Source organism: Streptomyces sp. NPDC034085 (assembly GCF_055575555.1).
On record NZ_JBVISL010000006.1, the window covers coordinates 152654 to 178897 of the forward strand.

A 26244-nucleotide genomic window follows, 5' to 3' on the forward strand; every position below is an offset into this window, starting at 1 on the left:
CGACCGATGAACGGCAGTTTTCCGCCTGGGTGAAGAACGCGTCAAGGCCTGGCCTGGTCAAAGAACCGGATCGTTACCACTCGGTACGATCGCCCAAATCAGGCCAATGGATGATCGGAAAACGCCAAGGTCCACCCGAACGCCGCGCAAGGCGGTGATCGGGTGGACCAAAGGGATCAGGTCAAGCTCAGAACCGGCCCGCTCCGAGATCGCGCGAAACCGACCGCGCGCAGTCCCGCACCGACGCCACCAGGGCCGCCCGCGGCTCCCCGGACTCCCCGCAGACCCGCTCCACGGCGCCGGCGACCGCCACCGCGCCCACCGGCATCCGCCGCCGGTCGTGGATGGGGGCGGCCACCGAGGCGACGCCCTCCCAGGTCTCCTCCACGTCCGCCGCCCAGCCGCGCGCCCGCGTCAGCCCCAGGACCTCCTCGAAGCCCGCCGCGTCGGTGACCGTACGGGGGGTGAACGCCTCCCGCTCCGCGTCCACCGCCTCGGTGTGCGCCACCGGGTCGTAGGCCGACAGCACCTTGCCCAGCGCCGTCGAGTGCAGCGGCTGCATCGCCCCCACCTCCAGCACCTGGCGGCTGTCGTCCGGGCGGAACACGTGGTGCATGATCAGCACCCCGCTCTTGTGGAGCACGCCCACGTACACGCTCTCGCCGCTCGCCCGCGCCAGGTCGTCCGTCCACACCAGGGCACGGGCGCGCAGCTCGTGCACGTCCAGGTAGCTGTTGCCCAGGCGCAGCAGCTCCGCCCCCAGCTGGTAGCGCCCGGACGCCGGGTCCTGCTCCACGAAGCCCTCGGCCTGCAGCGTGCGCAGGATCCCGTGCGCCGTGCCCTTGGCCAGGCCCAGGGCGGACGCCACGTCCGAGAGACCCAGCCGGCGCTCCCCGCCGGCCAGGAGCCGCAGCATCGCAGCGGCTCGTTCGAGCGACTGGATGTTCCGTGCCATCGCGCAGCCTCCTGCTGACGTAGTTCGACAATGCTGAACACTATCGGTCGATGCCGACCTGGTGCATGCTTGGGTGTTTCCCGCTGCGGCGCGCCCGACGCACCCTCCCACGTGACTCCCGCGCACAGGATGCAGTCCGCCACGTGGGACGCCCCCACCGGGGCCGCCGCCTCGCGGTTACCCTGACCGCGTGCACCCTTGACACAGAGGGTGCAAAGCCGACAGCCGTCGCAGCCCAGGGAGCTCAACCATGGCCTCGTTGCCGAACCCGACCGCAGACACCCAGACACGGGCCGATGCCCTCCGAGAGGCGCTCGCGACCCGCGTGGTCGTCGCCGACGGAGCCATGGGAACCATGCTCCAGGCGCAGGACCCCTCGATGGAGGACTTCCAGCAGCTCGAAGGCTGCAACGAGGTCCTCAACATCACCCGGCCCGACATCGTCCGCTCGGTCCACGAGGCCTACTACTCGGTTGGTGTCGACTGCGTCGAGACCAACACCTTCGGCGCCAACTACGCGGCCCTCGCCGAGTACGACATCGCCGAGCGCAACTTCGAGCTGTCCGAGGCCGGCGCCCGCATCGCCCGCGAGGTCGCCGACGAGTTCACCGCGTCGACGGGGCAGCAGCGCTGGGTGCTCGGGTCCATGGGCCCCGGCACCAAGCTGCCCACCCTCGGCCACATCACCTACGCCCAGATCCGCGACGCCTACCAGGTCAACGCCGAAGGCCTGATCTCCGGCGGCGCCGACGCGCTGCTCGTCGAGACCACCCAGGACCTGCTCCAGACCAAGTCCTCCATCATCGGTGCGCGCCGCGCCATGGAGGCCCTCGGCGTCACCGTCCCGCTCATCTGCTCCGTCACCGTCGAGACCACCGGGACGATGCTGCTGGGGTCGGAGATCGGGGCGGCGCTGACGGCGCTGGAGCCGCTCGGGATCGACATGATCGGTCTGAACTGTGCGACCGGTCCGGCGGAGATGAGCGAGCACCTGCGGTACCTGGCGCGCAACGCCCGCATCCCGCTGTCGTGCATGCCGAACGCCGGCCTGCCCGTCCTCGGCAAGGACGGCGCACACTACCCGCTGTCCGCCCCCGAGCTCGCCGACGCCCAGGAGACCTTCGTCCGCGAGTACGGGCTCTCCCTCGTCGGCGGCTGCTGCGGTACGACACCGGAGCACCTGCGCCAGGTCGTCGAGCGGGTCCGCGAGCTCAGCCCGGCCGTGCGCGAGCCCCGCCCCGAGCCCGGCGCCTCCTCCCTCTACCAGAGCGTCCCCTTCCGCCAGGACACCGCGTACATGGCGATCGGTGAGCGGACGAACGCGAACGGGTCGAAGAAGTTCCGTGAGGCGATGCTGGAGGCCCGCTGGGACGACTGTGTGGAGATGGCCCGGGACCAGATCCGTGAGGGCGCGCACATGCTGGACCTGTGTGTGGACTACGTGGGCCGTGACGGTGTGGCGGACATGGAGGAGCTGGCGGGTCGTTTCGCGACGGCCTCGACGCTGCCGATCGTGCTGGACTCCACGGAGGTTCCGGTCATCCAGGCGGGTCTGGAGAAGCTGGGCGGGCGTGCGGTCATCAACTCGGTGAACTACGAGGACGGTGACGGGCCCGACTCCCGGTTCGCGAAGGTCACCCGTCTGGCGCGGGAGCACGGCGCCGCGCTGATCGCGCTGACGATCGACGAGGAGGGCCAGGCCCGCACGGTCGAGCACAAGGTCGCCATCGCCGAACGCCTCATCGCCGACCTGACCGGCAACTGGGGGATCCGCGAGTCGGACATCCTGATCGACACGCTGACGTTCACGATCTGCACGGGTCAGGAGGAGTCCCGCAAGGACGGCATCGCGACGATCGAGTCGATCCGTGAGCTCAAGCGCCGCCACCCCGACGTCCAGACGACGCTGGGCCTGTCGAACATCTCCTTCGGCCTGAACCCGGCCGCCCGTGTGCTGCTGAACTCCGTCTTCCTGGACGAGTGCGTCAAGGCGGGTCTGGATTCGGCGATCGTCCACGCCAGCAAGATCCTTCCCATTGCCCGGTTCGACGAGGAGCAGGTCACCACGGCTCTGGATCTGATCTATGACCGGCGCAGTGAGGGCTACGACCCGCTGCAGAAGCTGATGGCCCTGTTCGAGGGGGTCAACACGAAGTCGCTGAAGGCGGGCCGGGCGGAGGAGCTTTTGGCGCTGCCGTTGGACGAGCGGCTCCAGCGGCGGATCATCGACGGGGAGAAGAACGGCCTGGAGGCCGATCTGGACGAGGCCCTGGGGTCCCGGCCGGCGCTGGACATCGTCAACGACACCCTGCTGGAGGGGATGAAGGTCGTCGGTGAGCTGTTCGGCTCCGGTCAGATGCAGCTGCCGTTCGTCCTCCAGTCCGCCGAGGTCATGAAGACGGCCGTCGCCTACCTCGAACCGCACATGGAGAAGACCGACGACGAGGGCAAGGGCACCATCGTCCTGGCCACCGTCCGCGGCGACGTCCACGACATCGGCAAGAACCTCGTGGACATCATCCTCACCAACAACGGCTACAACGTCGTCAACATCGGCATCAAGCAGCCGGTGTCGGCGATCTTGGAGGCGGCGCAGGAGCACAAGGCCGATGTGATCGGCATGTCGGGCCTGTTGGTGAAGTCGACGGTGATCATGAAGGAGAACCTGGAGGAGCTCAACCAGCGCAAGCTGGCGGCCGACTACCCGGTGATCCTCGGCGGCGCCGCCCTGACCCGCGCCTACGTCGAGCAGGACCTCCACGAGATCTACGAGGGCGAGGTCCGCTACGCCCGCGACGCCTTCGAGGGCCTGCGGCTGATGGACGCGCTCATCGCCGTCAAGCGCGGCGTCCCCGGCGCGAGCCTGCCCGAGCTGAAGCAGCGCCGCGTGGCCAAGCGGGACACTCCGGCCCTCCAGGCGGAGGAGCCGCAGGAGCCCGGCGGCCGCTCCGACGTGGCCGTGGACAACCCCGTCCCCACCCCGCCGTTCTGGGGCACCCGCGTGATCAAGGGCATCCCGCTCAAGGACTACGCCTCCTGGCTGGACGAGGGCGCCCTCTTCAAGGGCCAGTGGGGCCTGAAGCAGGCCCGCGCCGGCGGGGCCACCTACGAGGAACTGGTCGAGAGCGAGGGCCGTCCGCGCCTGCGCGGCCTCCTGGAGAAGCTGCACACCGAGAACCTGCTGGAGGCGGCCGTGGTCTACGGCTACTTCCCCTGCGTCTCCAAGGGCGATGACCTCATCATCCTCGACGAGCAGGGCAACGAGCGGACCCGCTTCACCTTCCCGCGCCAGCGGCGCGGCCGGCGCCTGTGCCTCGCGGACTTCTTCCGCCCGGAGGAGTCCGGCGAGACCGACGTCGTCGGCCTCCAGGTGGTCACCGTCGGCTCGAAGATCGGCGAGGCCACCGCCAAGCTCTTCGAGTCCGACTCCTACCGCGACTACCTGGAGCTGCACGGCCTGTCCGTCCAGCTCGCCGAGGCCCTCGCCGAGTACTGGCACGCGCGCGTCCGTGCGGAGCTCGGCTTCGGCGGCGAGGACCCCGACAAGGTCGAGGACATGTTCGACCTCAAGTACCGGGGCGCCCGCTTCTCCCTCGGCTACGGGGCCTGCCCCGACCTGGAGGACCGGGCCAAGATCGCCGACCTCCTCCAGCCGGAGCGGATCGGCGTCCACCTCTCGGAGGAGTTCCAGCTCCATCCGGAGCAGTCCACGGACGCCCTGGTGATTCACCACCCCGAAGCGAAGTATTTCAACGCACGCTGATACGGACCGGCGTACACTGGTCGGTCCCGTACAGGCCGGTCACCTGTTCCCGAGGGGATGCTCCCGCGGGTCGAGGTGGCCGGCCTTGTCGTCCCCCAGAGAGGCGCCCGCATGACCAGCACCGTTCCCGCATCCGTCACCCGCACGGCCGACGGGCACGCTCTGCAGGCAGTGCTGCTGGACATGGACGGCACCCTGGTCGACACCGAGGGCTTCTGGTGGGAGATCGAGGAGCAGATCTTCCGCGAGCTGGGCCACAGCCTCGAGGAGTCCTGGCGGAACGTGGTCGTCGGCGGCCCCATGAGCCGCAGCGCCGCCTTCCTGATCGAGGCGACCGGCGCCGCCATCGGCCTCGCCGAGCTGAGCGTCCTGCTCAACGAGCGCTTCGAGGCCCGCATCGCCGACCGGGTCCCCCTGATGCCCGGCGCCGAGCGCCTGCTGAGCGAGCTGGCGCGGCACAACGTGCCCACCGCCCTGGTGTCGGCCTCCCACCGCCGCGTCATCGACCACGTGCTGCGCACCCTCGGCCGCGACCGCTTCACGCTGACGGTCGCCGGCGACGAGGTGCCCCGCACCAAGCCCCACCCCGACCCGTACCTGATCGCCGCCACCACCCTCGGCGCGCACCCCTCGCGCTGCGCCGTGATCGAGGACACCGCCACCGGTGTCGCCGCCGCCGAGGCCGCCGGCTGCCGCGTCGTGGCCATCCCCTCCGTCGGCGGGATCGAGCCCGCCCCCGGCCGCACCATCGTGCGCTCGCTCGAGGAAGTGAACCTCCCCTTCCTGCGCTCCCTCATCACTCCGATGAACTGAGCGCGCACGCTCCGTACCGAACGGTACGGGGGTGAGACGGAGGTCCGACGAGAGGATCTTCCGCCACCCGCGCCGGAGGCCGGAATTCCATCCTCCCCATCCGTGTCCACCCGGGTGACGTTGGTCACCCGCCAAGCCCCCGCCCAGCCCGTCCACAGGCTCCGGGGGCTTCCCTTGTGTCCGGTTTGATCATCTCCTGACCGCATCTGCGAGGACTCCGGCATAAGCGGTAAGTCCGCACCCATCACGGTGCGATTACACCCCAACTCCTGCCAGTTCCAGCCATCCCGCCCCAGGCCACTAATGTCGACGCGGGCACTCCGCACGCACCTTGCCGCACCGGACGCACACCCCTGCGCCGGTACGAGCGTGGACCGATCGTCAAACACCGGCCCGATCGTTCCGCCCCGAACGGGCGACCGCCGCGCAGTGCCCTCTACGCCGCTTTGAACAAGTGCCGGGTGAGGGAGTACTTCCAGCATGAACCGCAAGACCATGGTGCTGACGGCCGCGATCGGCCTGCTCACCCCCGCGCTGTCCGCGTGCGGCAGCGCGAGCGGCGGAGGAGCAGCGTCCGGAGCGATCGTCGTCGGTACCACCGACCGGTTCGAGGCAGCCGACTACGCCCCCGCCCCCGTCGACCCCGCGTACGCCTACGACGCCGGCGCCTGGAACATCCTGCGCCAGACCGTCCAGACGCTCGTGCGCACCCCGCGCGGCGGCGGCCAGCCCGTCCCCGAAGCCGCCTCCGACTGCCGCTTCACCGACACCGGCAACGAGAGCTACCGCTGCACCCTGCGGCCCGGCCTGAAGTTCGCGAGCGGCGACCCGGTCACCGCCAAGGACGTCAAGTTCTCCATCGACCGCGTCCTCGCGATCAAGGACGAGAACGGCCCCTCCTCCCTGCTCTCCACCCTCGACACCGTCGAGGCCAAGGGCGCCGACACCGTCGTCTTCCACCTCAAGACCGCCGACGCCACCTTCCCGTACAAGCTGGCCACCCCCGCCGCCGGCATCGTCAGCGCGAAGAACTACGACGCCAGGAAGCTGCGCCCCGGCTTCGCCGTCGACGGCTCCGGCCCCTACACGATGAAGGCCGAGGTCAAGGACAACCACCTCGTCCGGGCCGTCTTCACCAGGAACCCGCACTACAAGGGCGACATCAAGCCGCAGAACGACAAGGTCGAGCTGCGCACCTTCGCCGACTCCGCCGCCATGGGCAAGGCGCTCACCGACGGAAAGATCCACGTGGTCTCCCGCACCCTGTCGCCCGCCCAGATCACCGAGTTCGCCAAGCAGCCGCCCAAGGGCGTCAAGCTGACCCCGATGCCCGGCCTGGAGATCCGCTACATCGGCTTCAACACCGACGCCCCGGCCGTCAACAACAAGGCCGTGCGCCAGGCCCTCGCCGCTGCCGTCGACCGCAACAACGTCATCTCCAAGGTCTACGGGAAGGCGGCCCAGCCCCTCTACTCGCTGGTCCCCACCGCCGTGCCCGGCCACGTCAACTCCTTCTACAACAAGTACGGCGAGGCCAACACCGCCAAGGCCGCCGAACTGCTCAAGGCCGCCGGGGTCAAGACGCCCGTCAAGCTGACCCTGAACTACACCACGGACCACTACGGCGACGGCACCGCCGCCGAGTTCGAGGCCCTCAAGGCCCAGCTGAACTCCACCCAGCTGTTCGACATCACCGTCCAGGGCAACGAGTGGGGCGACTTCCGCCCCGCCCAGAAGAAGGGCGACTACGCCGCCTACGGCCTCGGCTGGTTCCCCGACTACCCGGACGCCGACAACTTCCTCGCCCCCTTCCTGGAGCAGGACAACTTCCTGGGCACGCCGTACGCCAACACCGCGGTGCGCACCAGGCTCATCCCCGAATCGCGCCGCGCGGCCGACCGCAACGGCGCCGTGCCCGCGATCACGGAGATGCAGGACATCGTCGCCGAGGACGTACCCGTCCTGCCCCTGTGGCAGGGCAAGCAGTACGTCGCCGCACGCGACGGGATCACCGGAGTGGAATGGTCGGTCAACGCCATCTCCGACCTCCAGCTGTGGGAACTCGGCCGGGGTGTCAGCGGCTGAGACCGGCAGCAACCGGCGGCGGACGTCGCAGGCCGGCGCAACGACCAGACAAGACTGTGAAGGACATTCGCGTGAAGAGACGTAACCAGTGGTTGGCAGCCCCCCTCGGCGCGGCCACTGCCGCAGCGCTGCTCAGCGGTTGCGGGTCGCAGGACGGCTCCGCCGCCGGCAACGGCAAGGGCGTGGTCATGGGCATATCCGACAAGGTGAAGTCCACCGACCCCGCCTCCGGCTACGACCCGGGCTCCTGGCTGCTCTTCAACAACGTCTTCCAGTCCCTGCTGACGTTCCCGAAGGGCGGCACCACCCCCGAGCCCGACGCCGCCCAGGCCTGCAACTTCGAGGGCGGTGACAGCAAGGTCTACAAGTGCGTCCTGCGCACCGGCCTGAAGTTCAGCAACGGCGACAGCCTGACCTCCAAGGACGTCAAGTTCTCCTTCGAGCGCACGCTGAAGATCAACGACGAGAACGGCCCGGCCGTCATGCTCTCCTCCATCGCGAGCATCGACGCCCCCGACGAGAAGACCGTGGTCTTCAAGCTCAAGTCCTCCGACGCGACCTTCCCCAGCAAGATCGCATCGGGCGCCGGCGCCATCGTCGACCACCGCGAGTACCCCGCCGACAAGCTCCGCACCGACAACAAGGCGGTCGGCTCCGGCGTCTACAAGCTGGACGCCTTCAGCGAGAAGAGCGCCAACTTCTCGGTCAACGACTCCTACAGCGGCAAGGCCAAGGCCAAGAACACCGGCGTCACGCTGAAGTTCTTCAACGGCGACCAGGCCGGCCTCAAGACCGTCCTGGAGAGCGGCGACGTCGACTTCGCCTTCCGCGGCCTCGCCGCCAAGGACATCGCCGGCCTCGCCGCCACCAAGACCGGCGACAACAAGGTCGACGTGGTCCAGGGCACCGGCGCCGAGGTCCAGCACATGGTCTTCAACGTCAGCGACCCGGTCGTCGGCAAGCTGCCCGTCCGCAAGGCGATCGCCTACCTCATCGACCGCGAAGCGCTCGTCAAGGACGTGTACGCGGGCACCGCCGCCCCGCTCTACTCGATCGTCCCCGCCGGCATCGCCGGACACACCACCCCCTTCTTCGACCGCTACGGCGGCAGCCCCCAGGTCGAGAAGGCCAAGGCGGTCCTCAAGGCGGCCAACATCTCCGGCAAGATCAAGCTGACCCTGTGGTCCACGCCGGCCCGCTACGGCCCGTCCACCGACCACCAGTTCCAGGTCATCGCCAAGCAGCTCAACGACAGCGGCCTCTTCGAAGCCGACGTCAAGTCCGTCGAGTTCGAGCAGTACGAGAAGGACATCCAGGCCGGCAAGTACGGCGTCTACGTCAAGGGCTGGGTCCCCGACTACCCGGACGCCGACAACTTCACCCAGCCGTTCTTCGGCCCGGACAACGTCCTGCACAACAACTACGACAACAAGGAGATCAGCGGGAACATCATCCCGGCGACCTCCACGAAGTCCGACCGCACCGCGGCCAACACCGACTACACCCGCCTCCAGGACATCGTCGCCGACGAGATCCCGGTCCTCCCGCTCTGGCAGGGCAAGCAGTACGCCGTCGCCCGCCAGAACGTGACCGGCCTGCAGTGGTCCCTGGACGCCTCCACGGTCTTCCGCTTCTGGGAGATCAAGAAGGGCTGACCCGCCCCGGACACGGCTCCGCCCCGGCACCCTTCCCGAGTGCCGGGGCGGAGCCGTGTCCGCGAGCCCGCTACTGCGCGCCCGGACGGACCAGGCCGCTCTCGTACGCGTACACCGCCGCCTGCACCCGGTCGCGCAGGCCCAGCTTCGTCAGCACGTGCCCCACGTGCGTCTTCACCGTCGTCTCGCTGACGAACAGGTCCGCCGCGATCTCCGCGTTCGACAACCCCCGCGCCACCAGCTTCAGCACCTCCACCTCACGCTCGGTCAGCGTCCCCAGCATGTCCGGCAGGCTCTCCTCACCCGACGGCAGATGCCCCGCGTACTTGTCCAGCAGCCGCCGCGTGATGCTCGGCGCGAGCATCGCCTCGCCCGCCGCCACCACCCGGATCGCCTGCACCAGCTCGTTCGCCGGGGCGTCCTTCAGCAGGAACCCGCTCGCCCCCGCCCGCAGCGCCTCCACCACGTACTCGTCCAGGTCGAACGTGGTCAGCACCAGCACCTTGGCCGGCCCGTCCCGGTCCGGGCCCGTGATCTGCCGGGTCGCCTCCACCCCGTCCATCCGCGGCATCCGGATGTCCATCAGCACCACGTCCGGCTGCAGCGCCCGCACCTGCTCCAGCGCCTGCAGACCGTCCCCGGCCTCACCCACCACCACCAGGTCCTGCTCCGCCTCCAGGATCATCCGGAAGCCGGTGCGCAGCAGTGGCTGGTCGTCGACCAGCAGGACGCGGATCGCCACGGGGTACCTCGTATTCGTCGGGCGGCAACGGCGGACGCCGCCCATTCTGCCCTGGCCGGACGATCAGCCTCCCGCCGGATCCGCCCCGCTCCGGGGCGAGATCACCAACGGGTAGACCGGGGGAGTGCCCCCGAACTCCGGACACACCGCCCGGTGGTCGCACCAGCCGCACAGCTTCGTCGGCCGCGGCCGCCACTCACCCGTCTCCGTCGCCACCCGGATCGCCTCCCACAGGGCGTGCAGCTTGCGCTCCACCCGCTCCAGGTCCGCCACCACCGGGTCGTACGTCAGCACGTCCCCGCTCCCCAGATAAACGAGCTGGAGCCGCCGCGGCACCACCTGCCGCAACCGCCACACCACCAGCGCGTAGAACTTCATCTGGAACAGCGCACCCTCGGCGTACTCCGGCCGCGGCGCCTTGCCCGTCTTGTAGTCGACGATCCGCACCTCACCCGTCGGCGCCACGTCCACCCGGTCGATGATCCCGCGCAGCCGCAGCCCCGACTCCAGCTCCGCCTCCACGAAGAACTCCCGCTCCACCGGCTCCAGCCGCGTCGGATCCTCCAGCGTGAACCAGCGCTCCACCAGCGCCTCCGCCTCCGACAGCCAGCGCGCCAGCCCCGCCCCCTCGTCACCCTCCGGGAACAGCTCCGCCAGCTCCGGCTTCGCCTCCAGCAGCCGCTCCCACTGCCCCGGCAGCAACTCCTTCGCCCTCGGCACCGTCCGCTCGTGCGCGGGATGGTCGAAGAGCCGCTCCAGCACCGCGTGCACCAGCGTCCCCCGCGTCGCCGCCGCACTCGGCTTCTCCGGAAGCCGGTCGATCACCCGGAACCGGTACAGCAGCGGGCACTGCATGAAGTCACCGGCCCGCGAGGGGGACAGCGAGGTGGGGCGGGAAGCGGCCGCGGAAACATCCGCGGAACCGGCGCCGGGCGTCGTCGTCATGCGTAAAACCCTACGACCCGCCGCGGACGGCACGCGCATACCATCGACTCCTGGCCCCTCGCACTGCATGATCGGAGCATCACACCCCGCAACGGAGCAGCAGCGCGGAGCGCCACCCACGCGACGTGGACCACACTGGAAACAACGCACCGAACGAAGGAAAGCCGTGGCAGACACCGACGAATCCGGCGAGCGCAGGGCCAAGCGCTCCGACCCGGGCGGCGGGATCCTCATGGGCCGCCCCTTCGGCGTGCCCGTGTACGTCGCGCCCAGCTGGTTCCTCGTCGCCGCCCTCATCACCTGGGTCTTCGGAGACCAGCTCGACCGGGTCCTGCCCGACCTCGGCCCCGCCCGCTACCTCGTCTCCCTCTTCTTCGCCGTCGCCTTCTACGCCTCCGTCCTCGTCCACGAGCTCGCGCACACCATCGCCGCCCTGCGCTACAAGCTCCCCGTGCGCCGCATCCAGCTCCAGTTCTTCGGCGGAGTCTCCGAGATCGAAAAGGAATCCGAGAGCCCCGGCCGCGAATTCGTCCTCGCCTTCGTCGGCCCCCTCCTCTCCCTGGCCCTCGCCGGCCTGTTCTACCTCGGCATGACCGCCGTCGACCCCGCCACCGTCCCCGGCGTCCTCCTCGCCGGCCTGATGATCTCCAACCTCCTCGTCGCCGCCTTCAACCTCCTGCCCGGCCTGCCCCTCGACGGCGGCCGCATGCTCCGCGCCGTCATCTGGGGCATCACCGGCAAACCCATGACCGGCACCATCGCCGCCGCCTGGGTCGGCCGCGCCCTCGCCGTCACCGTCCTGCTCGGCCTGCCGCTCCTCACCCACACCGGCGCCCTCGGCAACCCCGCCCAGGAGATCGGCGGCATGGACACCGTCATGGACGCGCTCCTCGCCGCCATCCTCGCCGCGATCATCTGGACCGGAGCCGGCAACAGCCTGCGCATGGCCCGCCTGCGCGAACACCTCCCCGAACTACGGGCCCGCACCCTCACCCGCCGCGCCGTCCCCGTACAGACCGCCACCCCGCTCTCCGAGGCCCTGCGCCGCGCCAACGAAGCCGGAGCCCGCGCCCTCGTCGTCGTCGACGGACAGGGCGACGCCACCGCCATCGTCCGCGAGACCGCCATCGCCTCCGTCCCCGAACACCGACGCCCCTGGGTCGCCGTCAGCACCCTCGCCCAGGACCTCACCGACGGCATGAAGGTTTCCGCCGACCTCACCGGCGAAGAACTCCTCGACCACCTCCGCGCCACCCCCGCCACCGAGTACCTCGTCCTCGAACCCGGCGGCGAGATCTACGGCGTCCTGTCCGCCCTCGACGTCGAGAAGGCCTTCGTGAAGGCCATGGCGCGGCCCCAGTCCTGAAGCCAATACACTGGTCACATGTCCGAACCGACCGGTGCCGCCCGCCGACGCGGGCCCTTCGAGGTCGGGGACCAGGTTCAGCTCACCGACCCCAAGGGCCGCCACTACACGTTCACGCTCGAAGCCGGGAAGAATTTCCACACCCACAAGGGTTCCTTCCCCCACGACGAGCTGATCGGTGCTCCCGAGGGCAGTGTTGTCCGTACCACGGGGAACGTCGCGTACCTCGCGCTGCGCCCCCTGCTCCCCGACTATGTCCTGTCCATGCCCCGCGGTGCCGCCGTGGTCTACCCCAAGGACGCGGGCCAGATCCTGGCCTTCGCCGACATCTTCCCCGGCGCCCGCGTCGTGGAGGCAGGAGTCGGCTCCGGCTCCCTCAGCAGCTTCCTGCTGCGCGCCATCGGCGACCAGGGCATGCTCCACAGCTACGAGCGCCGCGCGGACTTCGCCGAGATCGCCACGGCCAACGTCGAACGCTACTTCGGCGGACCCCACCCCGCCTGGCAGCTGACCGTCGGCGACCTCCAGGACAACCTGTCCGACACCGACGTCGACCGCGTGATCCTCGACATGCTCGCCCCGTGGGAATGCCTGGAGGCCGTCTCCAAGGCCCTCGTCCCCGGCGGCATCCTCTGCTGCTACGTGGCCACCACCACCCAGCTCTCGCGCACCGTCGAGTCCATCCGCGAGTTCGGCTGCTACGCCGAACCGCAGCCGTGGGAATCGATGATCCGCAACTGGCACGTCGAAGGCCTCGCCGTCCGCCCCGACCACCGGATGATCGGCCACACCGGCTTCCTGGTCACCGCCCGCCGCCTCGCCGACGGCGTCGAGCCCCCCATGCGCCGCCGCCGCCCCTCCAAGGGCGCGTACGGCGAGGACTACGAAGGCCCCGGCAGCGACCGCTCCGCGTAGCCGCCCCGCGCGGCCGTCCGGCCAACACGAAAGCGCTGTGGCTCAGTTCCCCGTCCGATCCGGGAACTGAGCCACAGCGCCTTTTCGTTGCCGGAAACGGCCCCGCGCACAACCGGTGCGGACCCGGCCGTTCCAGCCCGGTGTGAGGTATGGCACGATGCTGGCTCCCCGTCACCCTTCGCACAGGAGACACCCGGCGTGCTGCACAGCCCCACCGACCTGGCGCACCGTCGCACCAGGCCCCTCCACTGGCTCGCCACGGCCACCGCCCTCGCCGCCGTCATAGCCGGCGCCGGCCTGCTCCAGCCCGGCCGCGCCACCGGAGCCACTCCCGCGACGGGCCTCCCGGCCGGCGTCCCGGCCGCCGCCCCGGGCGGCCCGCCGCCCGCCGCCCCCGACGCACAGGCGGCCGCGTACCCCCTGGACTGCAAGGGCGCCCCGCACACCGTCACCGCGACCGCCCAGGGCGACCTCGACGGCGACGGCCGCCCCGAGACGGTCGCGGCCGTCCGCTGCGACGCCGGCTCCGGCACCCCGCCCCACGCGCTCTACGTACTGGCCCGGGACCCGCAGGGCCCGGCCCCGCGCGTCGTCGCCACGCTCCTCGACACCGCGCTCCGCCGCACCGCCACCGAGCTCACCGTGCGCGACGGACTCGTCACCGCCCGCCTGCTCGGCTACTCCTCGCCGTCCGTACCGCGCTTCAGCCCCGACGTGGAGCAGCTCGCCAAGTGGCGCTGGACCGGCGGAAAATTCCGCCAGGAGCTGACGGACTCCGCCGCCGGAAGTGTTTGAACCGTCACTCCGCGTCCGGGCCGTACACCTCGACCCCGTCCGAAACGCGCCTTACGTGGATGCAGTCACCCGGGCATTCCTTCGCCGAGTCGACCACGTCCTGAAGCAGCACCAGAGGAACCGGAGTGGTCGCCCCCGCCTCCTGCAGCAGCTCGTCGCCGGCGCTCTTCACGTACGCCAGACCGTCGATGTCCAGCTCGAACACCTCCGGGGCGTACTGCACGCAGATGCCGTCGCCGGTGCACAGGTCCTGGTCGATCCAGACCTCCAGCGGCTCCCCGGCCCCGTCGGAACCACCCGTCGGGGCCTCCTGCTGCACGGTCATATCTCCTGCCGTTTCCTGCTCTGAGTGATCCGACCCGGCCACAACTCGCGGCAAGTCGCGCGGGCTCTGACGGGTGTTGAACGCTTCGACCTTACAACCGGCTGCTTTCCGATGTTGAAGGGTGGGTATTTCCCTGGCGTGAGGGAGTACGCAAGGGTGAAGATCGGACACACCTCTACCGTCTTTGTGATCTAGGGGTTTCAATCACCACCAGCCCAGGTAGGGTCAGGAAGCGTCCAGCTCCCCTTGGAGGAGGTGAGGACCGTGGCAGCCCACGACGACGACATCAACCGCGGCATCCGGCCCGGGCGAGGGTCTGAGGACCCCGCTGGCCAGGTTGCCTATCTCGAGCAGGAAATCGCCGTCCTGCGACGCAAGCTCGCCGACTCTCCGCGGCACACGAGGATTCTCGAAGAGCGGATCGTCGAGCTCCAGACGAATCTGGCAGGCGTCTCCGCGCAGAACGAACGACTGGCGAATACCCTCCGTGAGGCCCGCGACCAGATCGTGGCCCTCAAGGAGGAGGTCGACCGGCTCGCACAGCCGCCGGCCGGCTTCGGTGTCTTCCTTCAGGCGAACGAGGACGGCACCGTCGACATCTTCACCGGAGGACGCAAACTCCGCGTGAACGTGAGCCCCAGCGTCGAGCCGGAAGACCTCCGGCGCGGCCAGGAGGTCATGCTCAACGAAGCGCTCAACGTGGTCGAGGCCATGGAGTTCGAGCGGGCCGGGGACATCGTCACCCTCAAGGAGATCCTCGAGGACGGCGAGCGCGCCCTGGTGGTCGGGCACACCGACGAGGAGAGGGTGGTGAGGCTCGCCGAGCCGCTCCTGGACATCACCATCCGCCCCGGCGACGCCCTCCTGCTCGAGCCCCGCTCCGGCTACGTCTACGAGGTCGTCCCCAAGAGCGAGGTCGAGGACCTGGTCCTCGAAGAGGTCCCGGACATCGACTACGAGAAGATCGGCGGCCTGGGCGACCAGATCGAGCTGATCCGCGACGCGGTCGAGCTCCCGTACCTCTACCCCGACCTGTTCAAGGAACACGAACTGCGGCCCCCCAAGGGCATCCTGCTCTACGGGCCGCCCGGCTGCGGCAAGACGCTCATCGCCAAGGCCGTCGCCAACTCCCTTGCCAAGAAGGTCGCGGAAGTGACCGGGCAGGCAGCCGGCAAGTCCTACTTCCTGAACATCAAGGGACCCGAGCTCCTCAACAAGTACGTCGGCGAGACCGAGCGGCACATCCGCCTCGTCTTCCAGCGGGCCCGGGAGAAGGCGAGCGAGGGCACCCCCGTCATCGTCTTCTTCGACGAGATGGAATCCCTCTTCCGCACCCGCGGATCCGGAGTCAGCTCGGACGTGGAGAACACCATCGTCCCCCAGCTGCTCGCCGAGATCGACGGCGTGGAAGGCCTGGAGAACGTCATCGTCATCGGCGCCTCCAACCGCGAGGACATGATCGACCCGGCCATCCTGCGCCCCGGCCGCCTCGACGTGAAGATCAAGATCGAGCGCCCGGACGCCGAGGCGGCGAAGGACATCTTCGCCAAGTACCTCAAGGCCTCGCTCCCGCTCCACACGGACGACCTGAGCGAGCACTCCGGCTCCGCCCAGGTGGCCGTCCACAGCATGATCCAGACCGTCGTCGAGCAGATGTACGCCGAAACCGAGGAGAACCGCTTCCTCGAGGTCACGTACGCCAACGGCGACAAGGAAGTCCTCTACTTCAAGGACTTCAACTCCGGCGCCATGATCCAGAACATCGTGGACCGGGCCAAGAAGATGGCCATCAAGGCCTTCCTCGAGCACAACCAGAAGGGTCTGCGGGTCTCCCACCTCCTCCAGGCGTGCGTGGACGAGTTCAAGGAGAACGAGGACCTGCCCAACACCACCAACCCGGACGACTGGGCCCGCATCTCCGGAAAGAAGGGCGAGCGGATCGTATTCATCCGCACGCTCGTCACCGGAAAGCAGGGCGCGGACACCGGGCGCTCCATCGACACGGTGGCGAACACAGGTCAGTACCTCTGATGAAGCGAGGCGGCCGCGGATGCCCCACACGGCACCCGCGGCCGACTGCTTTACCACTCCGTAATACCGCAAGCCTTACCGCCCGCCCTTTTCAGCCGGTGACAAGGCAAATCCAATGACTGAAATGATCTCCCCACCAGCGCGGAGTGGTTCTAGGCTCTTCCGTACCGCCGGCCGCGCAGTGCGGGGACGGGCACCGCACATGACGCACCGGAGCACCAGCGGTACTTGAGCGCCGCTCCCGAACGGGAGCGCCGCCGGGCAAGGAGGGCCGCATGACCGTACGGCGAGTAATGGGGATCGAAACGGAGTACGGGATCTCCGTTCCGGGGCACCCGAACGCCAATGCCATGCTCACCTCGTCCCAGATCGTCAACGCCTACGCGGCGGCGATGCACCGGGCGCGACGCGCCCGCTGGGACTTCGAGGAGGAGAATCCGCTGCGGGACGCCCGCGGCTTCGACCTCGCCCGCGAGGCCGCAGACAGCAGCCAGCTCACCGACGAGGACATCGGCCTGGCCAACGTCATCCTGACGAACGGCGCACGGCTCTACGTCGACCACGCGCACCCCGAGTACAGCTCGCCCGAGGTCACCAACCCCCTCGACGCCGTGCTCTGGGACAAGGCAGGCGAACGGATCATGGCCGAGGCAGCCGAGCGGGCCGCCCAGCTGCCCGGCGCCCAGCCGATCCACCTCTACAAGAACAACACCGACAACAAGGGCGCCTCCTACGGCACGCACGAGAACTACCTGATGAAGCGGGAGACCCCCTTCTCGGACATCGTGCGCCACCTGACCCCCTTCTTCGTCTCCCGCCAGGTCGTCACCGGCGCCGGCCGCGTCGGCATCGGCCAGGACGGCCGCGAGCACGGCTTCCAGATCAGCCAGCGGGCGGACTACTTCGAGGTCGAGGTGGGGCTGGAGACCACCCTCAAGCGCCCCATCATCAACACCCGCGACGAGCCCCACTCGGACGCCGAGAAGTACCGCCGCCTCCACGTGATCATCGGCGACGCGAACCTCTCCGAGATCTCGACCTACCTCAAGCTGGGCACGACCTCCCTGGTCCTGTCGATGATCGAGGACGGCTTCATCACCGTCGACCTCGCCGTCGACCAGCCCGTGCGCACCCTCCACCAGGTCTCCCACGACCCCGGCCTCCAGCACCTCATCACGCTGCGCAGCGGGCGCACCCTGACCGCCGTGCAACTCCAGATGGAGTACTTCGAGCTGGCCAGGAAGTACGTGGACGAGCGGTTCGGGACGGACGCCGACGATCAGACCAAGGACGTCCTGGGCCGGTGGGAGGACGTGCTGGGCCGGCTGGAGACCGACCCGATGAGCCTCGCGGGGGAGCTGGACTGGATCGCCAAGCGGGAGATCCTGGAGGGCTACCGCAGGCGCGACGGACTCGGCTGGGACGCGGCGCGGCTGCACCTGGTGGACCTCCAGTACTCGGACGTACGGCCCGACAAGGGCCTGTACAACCGCCTGGCGGCCCGCGGCAAGATGAAGCGGCTGCTGGAGGAGCCGGCCGTGGAGCGGGCCGAGGGCAAGCCGCCGGAGGACACCCGGGCCTACTTCCGGGGCCGGTGCCTGGAGCAGTACGCGGACGACGTGGCGGCGGCCTCCTGGGACTCGGTGATCTTCGACCTCCCGGGCCGGGACTCCCTCCAGCGGGTGCCGACCCTGGAACCCCTGCGGGGGACGCGGAACCACGTCAAGGAGCTCCTGGACCGCTGCCGCACGGCGGAGGACCTGGTCCGGGTGCTTTCGGGGCAGTGAAGGGGCCTGAAAGGCCCCCGTCCAGGGAATCATGAAGAGACCCGGACGTTGTGAAAGTACGGGGACGAACGCCGGACCCTCCTTGTAGGGTCCGACGTAGGGTCTGATCTTGAGAGGTCCCGAATCCCGGGGTCTCTCCGTGTGAGCGTGCGAACCGAGCGGGGTGAGGTAGACATGGCGACCAAGGACACCGGCGGCGGACAGCAGAAGGCGACGCGCTCGACCGAGGAGGTCGAGGAGGCGGCGGTCGAGGAATCGACCGACCTCAAGGAGCGCCAGGAGAAGCTCTCCGACGACGTCGACTCCGTACTCGACGAAATCGATGATGTGCTCGAGGAGAACGCCGAGGATTTCGTGCGATCCTTCGTTCAGAAGGGTGGAGAGTGATTTCACCTTCGAATCGAAGGTGAAACGCTCGCGGGGGAGGGTGAGTGTCGGGGGCGGGGAAGCAGTGTCCGCGGTGCGGCTTGATGAAGCCGTTTGAGGCTTTCGCCTCGAACAAGGCCATGCGTGACGGCCTGCAGTGCTACTGCAGGCCGTGCGCGGCGGAATATCACCAGCAGCGTCAGAAAGCCAAGGGGAAGAACGTTCGGCCCCGGGTCGAAACCCCTGAGGGTCACAAGTACTGCCGCCGGTGCGGGGAGACCAAACCTCACTCGGAATGGGACCGGAACAAGCGGGCCTCGGACGGGCTCTCGACACGCTGCAAGGCCTGCCGGGCCATCGAAAGCCGGGCGGCTCATCTCAAGCGGGCGTACGGCATGACAGAGGCTGAACGGGACGCCATGGTTGCAGCTCAGGGCGGTCTCTGTGGTATCTGCCTGAAAGCTCCGGCCGTGCATGTGGATCACTGCCACGAGACGGGTAGGGTCCGAGGCGTACTGTGCTTCAACTGCAACTCGGCCATCGGCAAGCTGGGGGACGATCCCGACACCTTGCGTCGGGCCATCTCATACCTGGAGGGACACGCGTGGAAGCCAACAATCGTGGCACAGGGCGTCTACCGGCAGCCTTCCTGACGCCGGGGTCGTCGTCCTTCATGGACTTCCTGGGTGCGCACGCGCCCGAGATGCTGCCCGGGAACCGGAAGCTGCCCGAGGGGATCGTGGAGGCGCCGCACGGGACGACCATCGTCGCCGCGACCTTCCCCGGCGGGGTCGTGCTCGCCGGCGACCGGCGGGCGACCATGGGGAACATGATCGCCCAGCGGGACATCGAGAAGGTGTTCCCGGCCGACGAGTACTCCGCGGTCGGCATCGCCGGCACGGCGGGCCTGGCCGTGGAGATGGTCAAGCTGTTCCAGCTGGAGCTGGAGCACTTCGAGAAGGTGGAGGGGGCGACCCTCTCCCTGGAGGGCAAGGCGAACCGGCTCTCCACCATGATCCGGAGCAATCTGGGGATGGCGATGCAGGGCCTGGCCGTGGTTCCGCTCTTCGCGGGGTACGACGAGGCCAAGGAGAAGGGCCGGATCTTCTCCTACGACGTGACCGGCGGCCGTTCCGAGGAGCACGGTTACGCCGCCACCGGTTCCGGTTCGATCTTCGCCCGGGGCTCGATGAAGAAGCTGTACCGCCCCGACCTGACGGAGGAGCAGGCCACGACGCTGGTCGTGCAGGCGCTGTACGACGCCGCCGACGACGACTCGGCGACCGGCGGACCGGACCTCTACCGCAAGATCTTCCCCATCGTCACCGTCATCACCGACGAGGGTTTCCGCAGGCTGGACGAGACGGAGTCGCAGGATCTCGCCCGCCAGGTGACGGACCGCCGGCTCCAGGAGCCCGACGGGCCGCGCGCAGCCCTGCTCTGACCAGTCCTCCTCTCGTCGCCCAGAAGAAAGGGACGGATAACCGGTGTCGACTCCGTTCTATGTGTCACCCCAGCAGGCCATGGCCGACCGGGCGGAATACGCCCGGAAGGGCATCGCCCGCGGCCGCAGCCTCGTCGTGCTGCAGTACGCCGACGGCATCGTGTTCGTCGGCGAGAACCCGTCCCGTGCGCTGCACAAGTTCAGCGAGATCTACGACCGGATCGGCTTCGCGGCCGCCGGCAAGTACAACGAGTACGAGAACCTGCGGATCGGCGGCGTGCGCTACGCCGATCTGCGCGGGTACACCTACGACCGTGACGACGTGACGGCGCGTGGGCTGGCGAACGTGTACGCGCAGACGCTCGGCACCATCTTCTCCTCGGCCGGTGAGAAGCCGTACGAGGTGGAGCTGGTGGTGGCCGAGGTCGGTGCGACGGCGGCCGGGGACCAGATCTACCGGCTGCCGCACGACGGCTCGATCGTGGACGAGCACGGTTCGGTCGCGGTCGGCGGCAATGCGGAGCAGATCAGTACGTACCTGGACCAGCGGCATCAGGACGGCATGAGCCTGCCGGACGCGCTGAAGCTGGCCGTGCAGGCGTTGTCGAGCCAGGCGAACGGCGCGGACAAGACGATTCCGGCGGACCGGCTGGAGGTGGCGGTGCTGGACCGGACGCGGGCGCAGCAGCGCAAGTTCAAGCGGATCCGGGGCCGGCAGCTGGCGCGGCTGCTGGAGGCGGACGTTCCGGCGGCGGTTCAGGCGGATGCCGTGTCGAACGACGAGGCGGCGGAGGACGACGCCGAGTAGGGCCGTGGTGTCCGGGCCCCGGTCCGCCCCTGTGGGGGTGGGCCGGGGCTTTCGTGTGTCTCAGGGGGTGGGTGCGGGGCCGGTGGAGTCGCGGACGGTGAGTTCGACCGGGATGTCGGGGGCCGTCCAGGGGGTGCCGTCGAGGACGGCGAGGAGGGCGGTCATGCCTTGTTCGCCGACGCGTTCGGCGGGGAGGCGGACGGTGGTGAGTTCCGGTTCGACGGCGGTGGCGAGGGCGAGGTCGTCGAAGCCGGTGACGGAGAGGTCCTCGGGGACGCGCAGGCCGAGGCGGCGGGCGGCTTTGCAGACGCCGGCGGCGAGGATGTCGTCGTCGCAGACGACGGCGGTGGGCCGGTTCCGGGGGTCGGCCAGGGCGGTTTCGGAGGCGGTGCGGGCGGCGTCGACGGTGAGGGGGGCTCGTACGGTGTGCAGCTCGGTGTGGGGGCCGAGGAGGGTGGTGAGGGTGCGGGCGCGGATGTGGAAGGTCCAGGAGTCGACGGCGGCGGCGAGGTGGAGGAAGCGGCGGTGGCCGAGGCCGAGGAGGTGTTCGGCGGCTTGGCGGACGCCGTCGGTGATGGCGAGGTTGACGTGGGCGGCGGCTTGGCCGGAGGTGGGGTCGCTGTCGAGCATGACGAGGGGGAGGCCGTCGCCGCCGAGGGCGTCGAGGGCGTCGGTGGCCATGGAGGAGGCGATGACTCCGTCGAGGGCGGCGCGGGCGGAGGCGAAGGGGTCGCGGGCGGGGCCGGTGCCTTCGGGGGAGGGGTAGAGGACGACGCCGAAGCCGTGTGCGGAGGCGACGCGGGCGGCGCCGGTGTAGACGCGGGCGAAGAATTCGTTGGTGAGGGCGGGCACCACGAGGAGGGCGGTGCGGGTGCTGCCGAGGCGTAGGTTGCGGGCGGCGAGGTTGGGGCGGTAGCCGAGGGCGGTGGCGGCTTCGCGGACGAGGCCGGCGGTGCGTTCGGAGACGCGGCCGCGCCATTTGTCGCCGAGGACGAGGGAGACGGTGGCCTGGGAGACCCCGGCGGCGGTGGCGACGTCGCGGCTGGTGGGTCTCGTCACAGGGTGCTCCTGAAGTGCGAGGTGGGGCGGGTCGGGGTGGTTGGCCGGGTGGACCCGGGGTCTGTCGCCATGGTACGTATGACGTGTCTCGTTATACGTATTACCCCGGAGGGTTCCGGGTAGAAGGGGGCGGTCATGGCCGCGGGTTACGCGGAGCTGCTCAGGACCCGGTACGCCGCGAGGCTGCTGGTGGGCACGCTGATAGGCCGGCTGCCGAACGCCACGGCGGCCATCGCGATCGTCCTCTTCATCCGCCACGAGGGCGGCAGCTACACCCTGGCGGGCGCGCTCGCGGCCGCCTACGGGCTGGCGAACGCCGTGGGCCAGCCCCTGCTGGGCCGGGCGGTGGACCTGTACGGGCAGCCGCGTGTGCAGCTGCCGGCGGCGCTGGTGTCGGCGCTCGGCATGGTCTGGCTGGCGGTGGCGGGCACGGGCTCGGTGGCGGCCGCGTACGCGGCGATGGTGGTCGCCGGGCTGTTCACACCGCCGCTGGAGGGTGGTCTGCGGGCGTTGTGGCCGGGTGTGCTGGGTGGCCGTGAGGAGCGGGTGCACGCGGCGTACGCGATGGACGCGGTGGCCCAGGAGGTCATGTACACGGTCGGTCCGCTGTTGGTGACCCTGTGCGTGTCCCTGTGGTCGCCGGCCGTGGCGCTGCTGGTGCTGAACGGTGTCGGGCTGCTGGGGGTGCTGTCCGTGGTGGTCTCGGAGCCCTCGCGGACCTGGCGCTCCGCGCCGCGTGAGGCGCACTGGCTGGGCGCGTTGCGCTCGCGCGGGCTGCTGGCCCTGCTGGGGGCGTTCTTCTTCGTCGGCATGGCGCTCGGCTCGATCGCGGTGGCGGCGGTGGCGTACGCGGACGGGCACGGGGGCCAGGCGGTGTACGGCTGGCTGATGGCGGCGCTGGGTCTCGGCGCGCTGGCCGGCGGCGTGTGTTACGGCGCGCGCCAGTGGGCGGGTGCGCCGGAGCGGCGGCTGCGGGTGCTCGTGGCGCTGCTGGCGGTGTGCTACCTGCCGCTGATGCTGGACGTGGGTCCGGTGGCGATGACGGCGCTGGCGGCGGTGGCGGGCGTGTTCCTGGCGCCTTCGCTGGCGTGTGCGTTCATCGTGGTGGACCGGCACGCTCCGGCGGGCACGGTCACGGAGGCGTTCTCCTGGCTGGTGACCTTCTTCGGGGTGGGCGCGGCCATCGGTACGGCGGTGGCGGGTCCGGCGCTGGAACTGGGCGGTACGGCGGCCGGTTTCGCGGTGGCCTGCGGGGGTGGCGCGGCCGCGCTGCTGGTGCTGATGCTGACTCAAGCCGCGCTGGCCGGGGCGGGCCGCAGCCGGGCGGTGGCGGGGTCGGCGGAGGCCGTTTCGGAGCCGTTGATCAAAAACTGACCTGAACGCCGGTCTCGAACCCGGTTTCAGAAGAGGGCAGAAGGCGTAATGTTCAGTCATGGACCGCCGCATTTTCGGGCTGGAGAACGAGTACGGCGTCACGTGCACGTTCAGGGGACAGCGCCGACTGTCTCCTGACGAAGTGGCGCGCTACCTCTTCCGCCGTGTTGTGTCATGGGGCCGCAGCAGCAATGTGTTCCTGCGGAACGGCGCCCGCCTCTACCTCGACGTGGGTTCGCATCCGGAATATGCAACTCCCGAATGTGACAACCTGACCGAACTGGTCACTCACGACAAGGCCGGCGAGCGCATTCTCGAAGGCCTGCTCGTCGACGCCGAACGCCGCCTGCACGAGGAGGGAATCGCGGGCGACGTCTACCTCTTCAAGAACAACACCGACTCGGCGGGCAATTCGTACGGCTGTCATGAGAACTATCTCGTGGCCCGGCACGGAGAATTCTCCCGTCTGGCGGACATCCTGATCCCGTTCCTCGTCACGCGCCAGCTGATCTGCGGTGCGGGCAAGGTGTTGCAGACGCCCAGGGGCGCGGTCTACTGCGTCAGCCAGCGGGCCGAGCACATCTGGGAGGGCGTCAGTTCCGCCACGACCCGCTCCCGGCCGATCATCAACACGCGGGACGAGCCGCACGCCGACGCGGAGCGCTACCGCAGGCTGCACGTCATCGTCGGCGACTCGAACATGTCCGAGACGACGATGCTGCTCAAGGTGGGCGCCACCGATCTCGTCCTGCGGATGATCGAGGCGGGCACGGTGATGCGGGACCTGACGCTGGAGAACCCGATCCGGGCGATCCGCGAGGTCAGCCACGACATCACCGGCCAGCGCAAGGTGCGTCTGGCCAGCGGTCGGGAGGCCTCGGCGCTGGAGATCCAGCGGGAGTACTTCGACAAGGCCCTGGACTTCGCCGAGCGCCGGGGCATCCGCACCGGGGTGGTGGAGCAGGTCCTGGAGCTGTGGGGCCGCACCCTGGACGCCATCGAGGCCGAGGACCTGGACCGGATCGGCACGGAGATCGACTGGGTGATGAAGTACCAGCTGATCGAGCGGTACCGGGCCAAGCACAACATGACGATGTCCAACCCGCGGGTCGCCCAGATAGACCTCGCGTACCACGACATCCACCGCCGCCGGGGCCTGTACTACCTGCTGGAGCGCAAGGGCCAGGCGGCGCGGGTGTGCAACGACCTGAAGATCTTCGAGGGCAAGTCGGTGCCCCCGCAGACCACCCGGGCCAGGCTGCGCGGCGACTTCATCCGCCGGGCGCAGGAGCAGCGGCGGGACTTCACGGTCGACTGGGTGCACCTGAAGCTCAATGACCAGGCGCAGCGCACGGTGCTGTGCAAGGACCCGTTCCGGTCGGTGGACGACCGGGTGGAGAAGCTCATCGCCGGCATGTGAGGTGGTGCGGCCGAGGACCCCGTGCGCTGTGGCGTACGGGGTCTTCGCACGCCACGGCCTTGTCGGAGAGGGGCCAGCCCGTAGAGTGGGCCGCTACGACGGACCATTCCAGCGACCCTGAGGACCATTGTGCGACGCCGACTTGCTGCCGCGCTCATCGTGCCGGCTCTGATGCTCACCGCGGCCTGCGGAGGGGGCGACGACTCCGGTAAGAAGGACTCCTCCGCCTCTCCGTCGGCCGATGCCGCGAAGGCCGAGGTTCCGAAGCCGGTGGCGTCGGCCGACCCGATGCCGACGGTCGCCGGCGAGGCCGGGAAGAAGGCGGAGATCACCGTCCCCAAGGGCGAGCCCAGCGGCAAGTTCGTGGTGAGCACCGTCAAGGAGGGCACGGGACCGGAGATCAAGAAGGACGATCTCGTGGTCACCAAGTACACCGGCAAGGTCTGGAAGAGCGGCAAGGAGCTGTCCGGTTCCTACGACCCGGAGGGCCAGCCGCTGGTCGTCCCGGCCGGTTCGGCGCAGATCCTGCCGCTGTTCAGCGACGCGGTGCTGGGCAAGAAGGTCGGCAGCCGGGTGCTGGTCGTCGCCCCGCCGGCGGCGGCCTTCGGTGAGCAGGGCCAGCCGCAGCTGGGCGTCGGCCCGAAGGACAACCTGGTGTTCGTCCTCGACGTGGACTCGGTGCTGCCGAAGAAGGCCGAGGGCACCCAGGCGCCGATCCCGTCGGACCTGCCGCAGGTCAAGGCCGACGAGGAGAAGGCCGCTACGATCACGGTCCCGAAGAACGACCCTCCGAAGGAGCTGGTCGACAAGGTCCTGATCGAGGGCAAGGGCCCCGAGGTCAAGTCCGGCCAGACCGTGTACATGCAGTACAGCGGTGCGGCGTGGGCGCCGAACCAGGGCAAGGACGCGGCGAAGCTGTTCGACACCTCGTGGAAGACCGGCGCGCCGTTCTCGACCAAGATCGGCCAGGGTCAGGTCATCGAGGGCTGGGACAAGGGCCTGGTGGGCAAGAAGGTCGGCAGCCGCGTGCTGCTGGTGATCCCGCCGGAGCAGGCGTACAAGGACCAGGCGAAGGGTGAGGACCTGCCGGCCAACTCCACGCTGGTCTTCGTCGTGGACATCGTCGGAGCAGTGTAAGACTGTTCCGGTTGTACATCGTTTCGTACGTATGAGGAGCAGTTCCGTGCGCGAGCTCGAGAAGCCCGAGATCGACTTCCCCGAGGGCCCGGCCCCGACCGACCTGGTCATCGAGGACATCTGGGAGGGTGACGGCCCGGTGGCCGAGGCCGGCAAGAAGGTCTCGGTCCACTACGTGGGCGTGGCCTTCTCCTCCGGTGAGGAGTTCGACGCCTCCTGGAACCGCGGTGCGCCGCTGCAGTTCATCCTGGGCATCGGCCAGGTCATCCCGGGCTGGGACCAGGGCGTCCAGGGCATGAAGGTCGGCGGCCGCCGCAAGCTGACGATCCCCGCCCACCTCGCGTACGGCGACCAGGGCGCCGGCGGCGCCATCAAGCCGGGCGAGACGCTGATCTTCGTCTGCGACCTGATGGGCGTCTGATCTCACCCGGTGTGATCATGGAGGGCCCCCGCCGTGAG

The 26244-nt window shown here is 69.4% G+C and carries 22 protein-coding genes; 17 read left to right on the forward strand and 5 right to left on the reverse strand.

All coding sequences use genetic code 11. The features are described from left to right. Positions 1-187: 187 nt before the first annotated feature. Entirely contained in the window at positions 188-955 is a 768-nt protein-coding gene (locus tag ACZ501_RS21990) for an IclR family transcriptional regulator (RefSeq protein ID WP_361609919.1), read from the reverse strand. Between the two features lie 250 nt (positions 956-1205). On the opposite strand from ACZ501_RS21990, the gene metH reads away from it, so the two are divergent. From metH to ACZ501_RS22010, 4 genes are all read left to right on the forward strand, one after another. Next, positions 1206-4718 carry a methionine synthase gene (gene metH / locus ACZ501_RS21995; protein ID WP_468797447.1) on the forward strand — a complete coding sequence of 1171 codons (3513 nt, stop codon included), beginning with the start codon at positions 1206-1208 and terminating at the stop codon, positions 4716-4718. Between the two features lie 111 nt (positions 4719-4829). Continuing rightward, positions 4830-5531: an HAD family hydrolase gene (locus ACZ501_RS22000; RefSeq protein ID WP_361610654.1), complete on the forward strand. Its 702-nt coding sequence runs from the start codon at positions 4830-4832 to the stop codon at positions 5529-5531. Between the two features lie 480 nt (positions 5532-6011). Continuing rightward, entirely contained in the window at positions 6012-7616 is a 1605-nt protein-coding gene (locus tag ACZ501_RS22005; protein WP_361610656.1) for an ABC transporter substrate-binding protein, read from the forward strand. Positions 7617-7687: 71 nt separating this feature from the next. Then, positions 7688-9271: an ABC transporter substrate-binding protein gene (locus ACZ501_RS22010; protein ID WP_361610658.1), complete on the forward strand. Its 1584-nt coding sequence runs from the start codon at positions 7688-7690 to the stop codon at positions 9269-9271. A gap of 70 nt (positions 9272-9341) precedes the next feature. Here ACZ501_RS22010 and ACZ501_RS22015 read toward each other — a convergent pair whose 3' ends face one another. Together ACZ501_RS22015 and ACZ501_RS22020 are read right to left on the reverse strand one after the other, a co-directional pair. Beyond that, a complete protein-coding gene (locus tag ACZ501_RS22015; protein ID WP_361606423.1) occupies positions 9342-10013 on the reverse strand; it encodes a response regulator transcription factor in 672 nt (223 codons plus the stop codon). Positions 10014-10076: 63 nt separating this feature from the next. Then, positions 10077-10958 (reverse strand): RecB family exonuclease, encoded by an 882-nt coding sequence (locus tag ACZ501_RS22020; RefSeq protein ID WP_468797449.1) that lies wholly within the window; start codon positions 10956-10958, stop codon positions 10077-10079. A gap of 166 nt (positions 10959-11124) precedes the next feature. Between ACZ501_RS22020 and ACZ501_RS22025 the strand changes: the two genes are divergently transcribed. The 3 genes from ACZ501_RS22025 (at position 11125) to ACZ501_RS22035 (ending at position 14034) form a co-directional block, all read left to right on the forward strand. Continuing rightward, a complete protein-coding gene (locus tag ACZ501_RS22025) occupies positions 11125-12324 on the forward strand; it encodes a site-2 protease family protein (RefSeq protein ID WP_468797451.1) in 1200 nt (399 codons plus the stop codon). Positions 12325-12342: 18 nt separating this feature from the next. Then, positions 12343-13239, forward strand: coding sequence for a tRNA (adenine-N1)-methyltransferase (locus tag ACZ501_RS22030; protein ID WP_007263187.1), 897 nt, complete (start codon positions 12343-12345; stop codon positions 13237-13239). A gap of 198 nt (positions 13240-13437) precedes the next feature. After that, complete coding sequence (locus ACZ501_RS22035; RefSeq protein ID WP_361606432.1) at positions 13438-14034, forward strand: hypothetical protein; 597 nt, start codon at positions 13438-13440, stop codon at positions 14032-14034. Between the two features lie 4 nt (positions 14035-14038). Here ACZ501_RS22035 and ACZ501_RS22040 read toward each other — a convergent pair whose 3' ends face one another. Beyond that, complete coding sequence (locus tag ACZ501_RS22040) at positions 14039-14359, reverse strand: ferredoxin (protein ID WP_361606435.1); 321 nt, start codon at positions 14357-14359, stop codon at positions 14039-14041. Positions 14360-14623: 264 nt separating this feature from the next. On the opposite strand from ACZ501_RS22040, the gene arc reads away from it, so the two are divergent. The 6 genes from arc to prcA all read left to right on the forward strand — a co-directional run bounded on the left by arc (position 14624) and on the right by prcA (position 20795). Continuing rightward, a complete protein-coding gene (arc, locus tag ACZ501_RS22045; protein WP_361606438.1) occupies positions 14624-16390 on the forward strand; it encodes a proteasome ATPase in 1767 nt (588 codons plus the stop codon). Between the two features lie 275 nt (positions 16391-16665). Beyond that, complete coding sequence (gene dop, locus ACZ501_RS22050; RefSeq protein ID WP_361606441.1) at positions 16666-18177, forward strand: depupylase/deamidase Dop; 1512 nt, start codon at positions 16666-16668, stop codon at positions 18175-18177. Positions 18178-18351: 174 nt separating this feature from the next. After that, positions 18352-18564 (forward strand): ubiquitin-like protein Pup, encoded by a 213-nt coding sequence (locus tag ACZ501_RS22055; protein WP_030233608.1) that lies wholly within the window; start codon positions 18352-18354, stop codon positions 18562-18564. Positions 18565-18962: 398 nt separating this feature from the next. After that, positions 18963-19196: an endonuclease VII domain-containing protein gene (locus ACZ501_RS22060; protein ID WP_468797699.1), complete on the forward strand. Its 234-nt coding sequence runs from the start codon at positions 18963-18965 to the stop codon at positions 19194-19196. Beyond that, positions 19148-19987 (forward strand): proteasome subunit beta, encoded by an 840-nt coding sequence (gene prcB, locus ACZ501_RS22065; protein ID WP_361606448.1) that lies wholly within the window; start codon positions 19148-19150, stop codon positions 19985-19987. Before ACZ501_RS22060 ends, prcB begins: the two co-directional genes overlap by 49 nt. 43 nt (positions 19988-20030) lie before the next feature. Then, positions 20031-20795 (forward strand): proteasome subunit alpha, encoded by a 765-nt coding sequence (gene prcA, locus ACZ501_RS22070; protein WP_361606451.1) that lies wholly within the window; start codon positions 20031-20033, stop codon positions 20793-20795. Between the two features lie 60 nt (positions 20796-20855). On the opposite strand, the gene ACZ501_RS22075 is transcribed toward prcA, so the two are convergent. Continuing rightward, positions 20856-21854 carry a LacI family DNA-binding transcriptional regulator gene (locus tag ACZ501_RS22075; protein ID WP_468797453.1) on the reverse strand — a complete coding sequence of 333 codons (999 nt, stop codon included), beginning with the start codon at positions 21852-21854 and terminating at the stop codon, positions 20856-20858. A gap of 135 nt (positions 21855-21989) precedes the next feature. On the opposite strand from ACZ501_RS22075, the gene ACZ501_RS22080 reads away from it, so the two are divergent. From ACZ501_RS22080 to ACZ501_RS22095, 4 genes are all read left to right on the forward strand, one after another. Continuing rightward, on the forward strand, positions 21990-23228 hold the full coding sequence (locus tag ACZ501_RS22080; RefSeq protein ID WP_361606457.1) for an MFS transporter: 1239 nt from the start codon (positions 21990-21992) through the stop codon (positions 23226-23228). 58 nt (positions 23229-23286) lie between these two features. Beyond that, complete coding sequence (pafA, locus tag ACZ501_RS22085) at positions 23287-24648, forward strand: Pup--protein ligase (RefSeq protein WP_361606460.1); 1362 nt, start codon at positions 23287-23289, stop codon at positions 24646-24648. A 129-nt stretch (positions 24649-24777) separates the two neighbouring features. Beyond that, a complete protein-coding gene (locus tag ACZ501_RS22090) occupies positions 24778-25785 on the forward strand; it encodes an FKBP-type peptidyl-prolyl cis-trans isomerase (RefSeq protein ID WP_361606463.1) in 1008 nt (335 codons plus the stop codon). A 31-nt stretch (positions 25786-25816) separates the two neighbouring features. Next, positions 25817-26206, forward strand: a complete 390-nt coding sequence (locus ACZ501_RS22095) for an FKBP-type peptidyl-prolyl cis-trans isomerase (RefSeq protein WP_362463987.1) — start codon at positions 25817-25819, stop codon at positions 26204-26206. Positions 26207-26244: the final 38 nt, after the last annotated feature.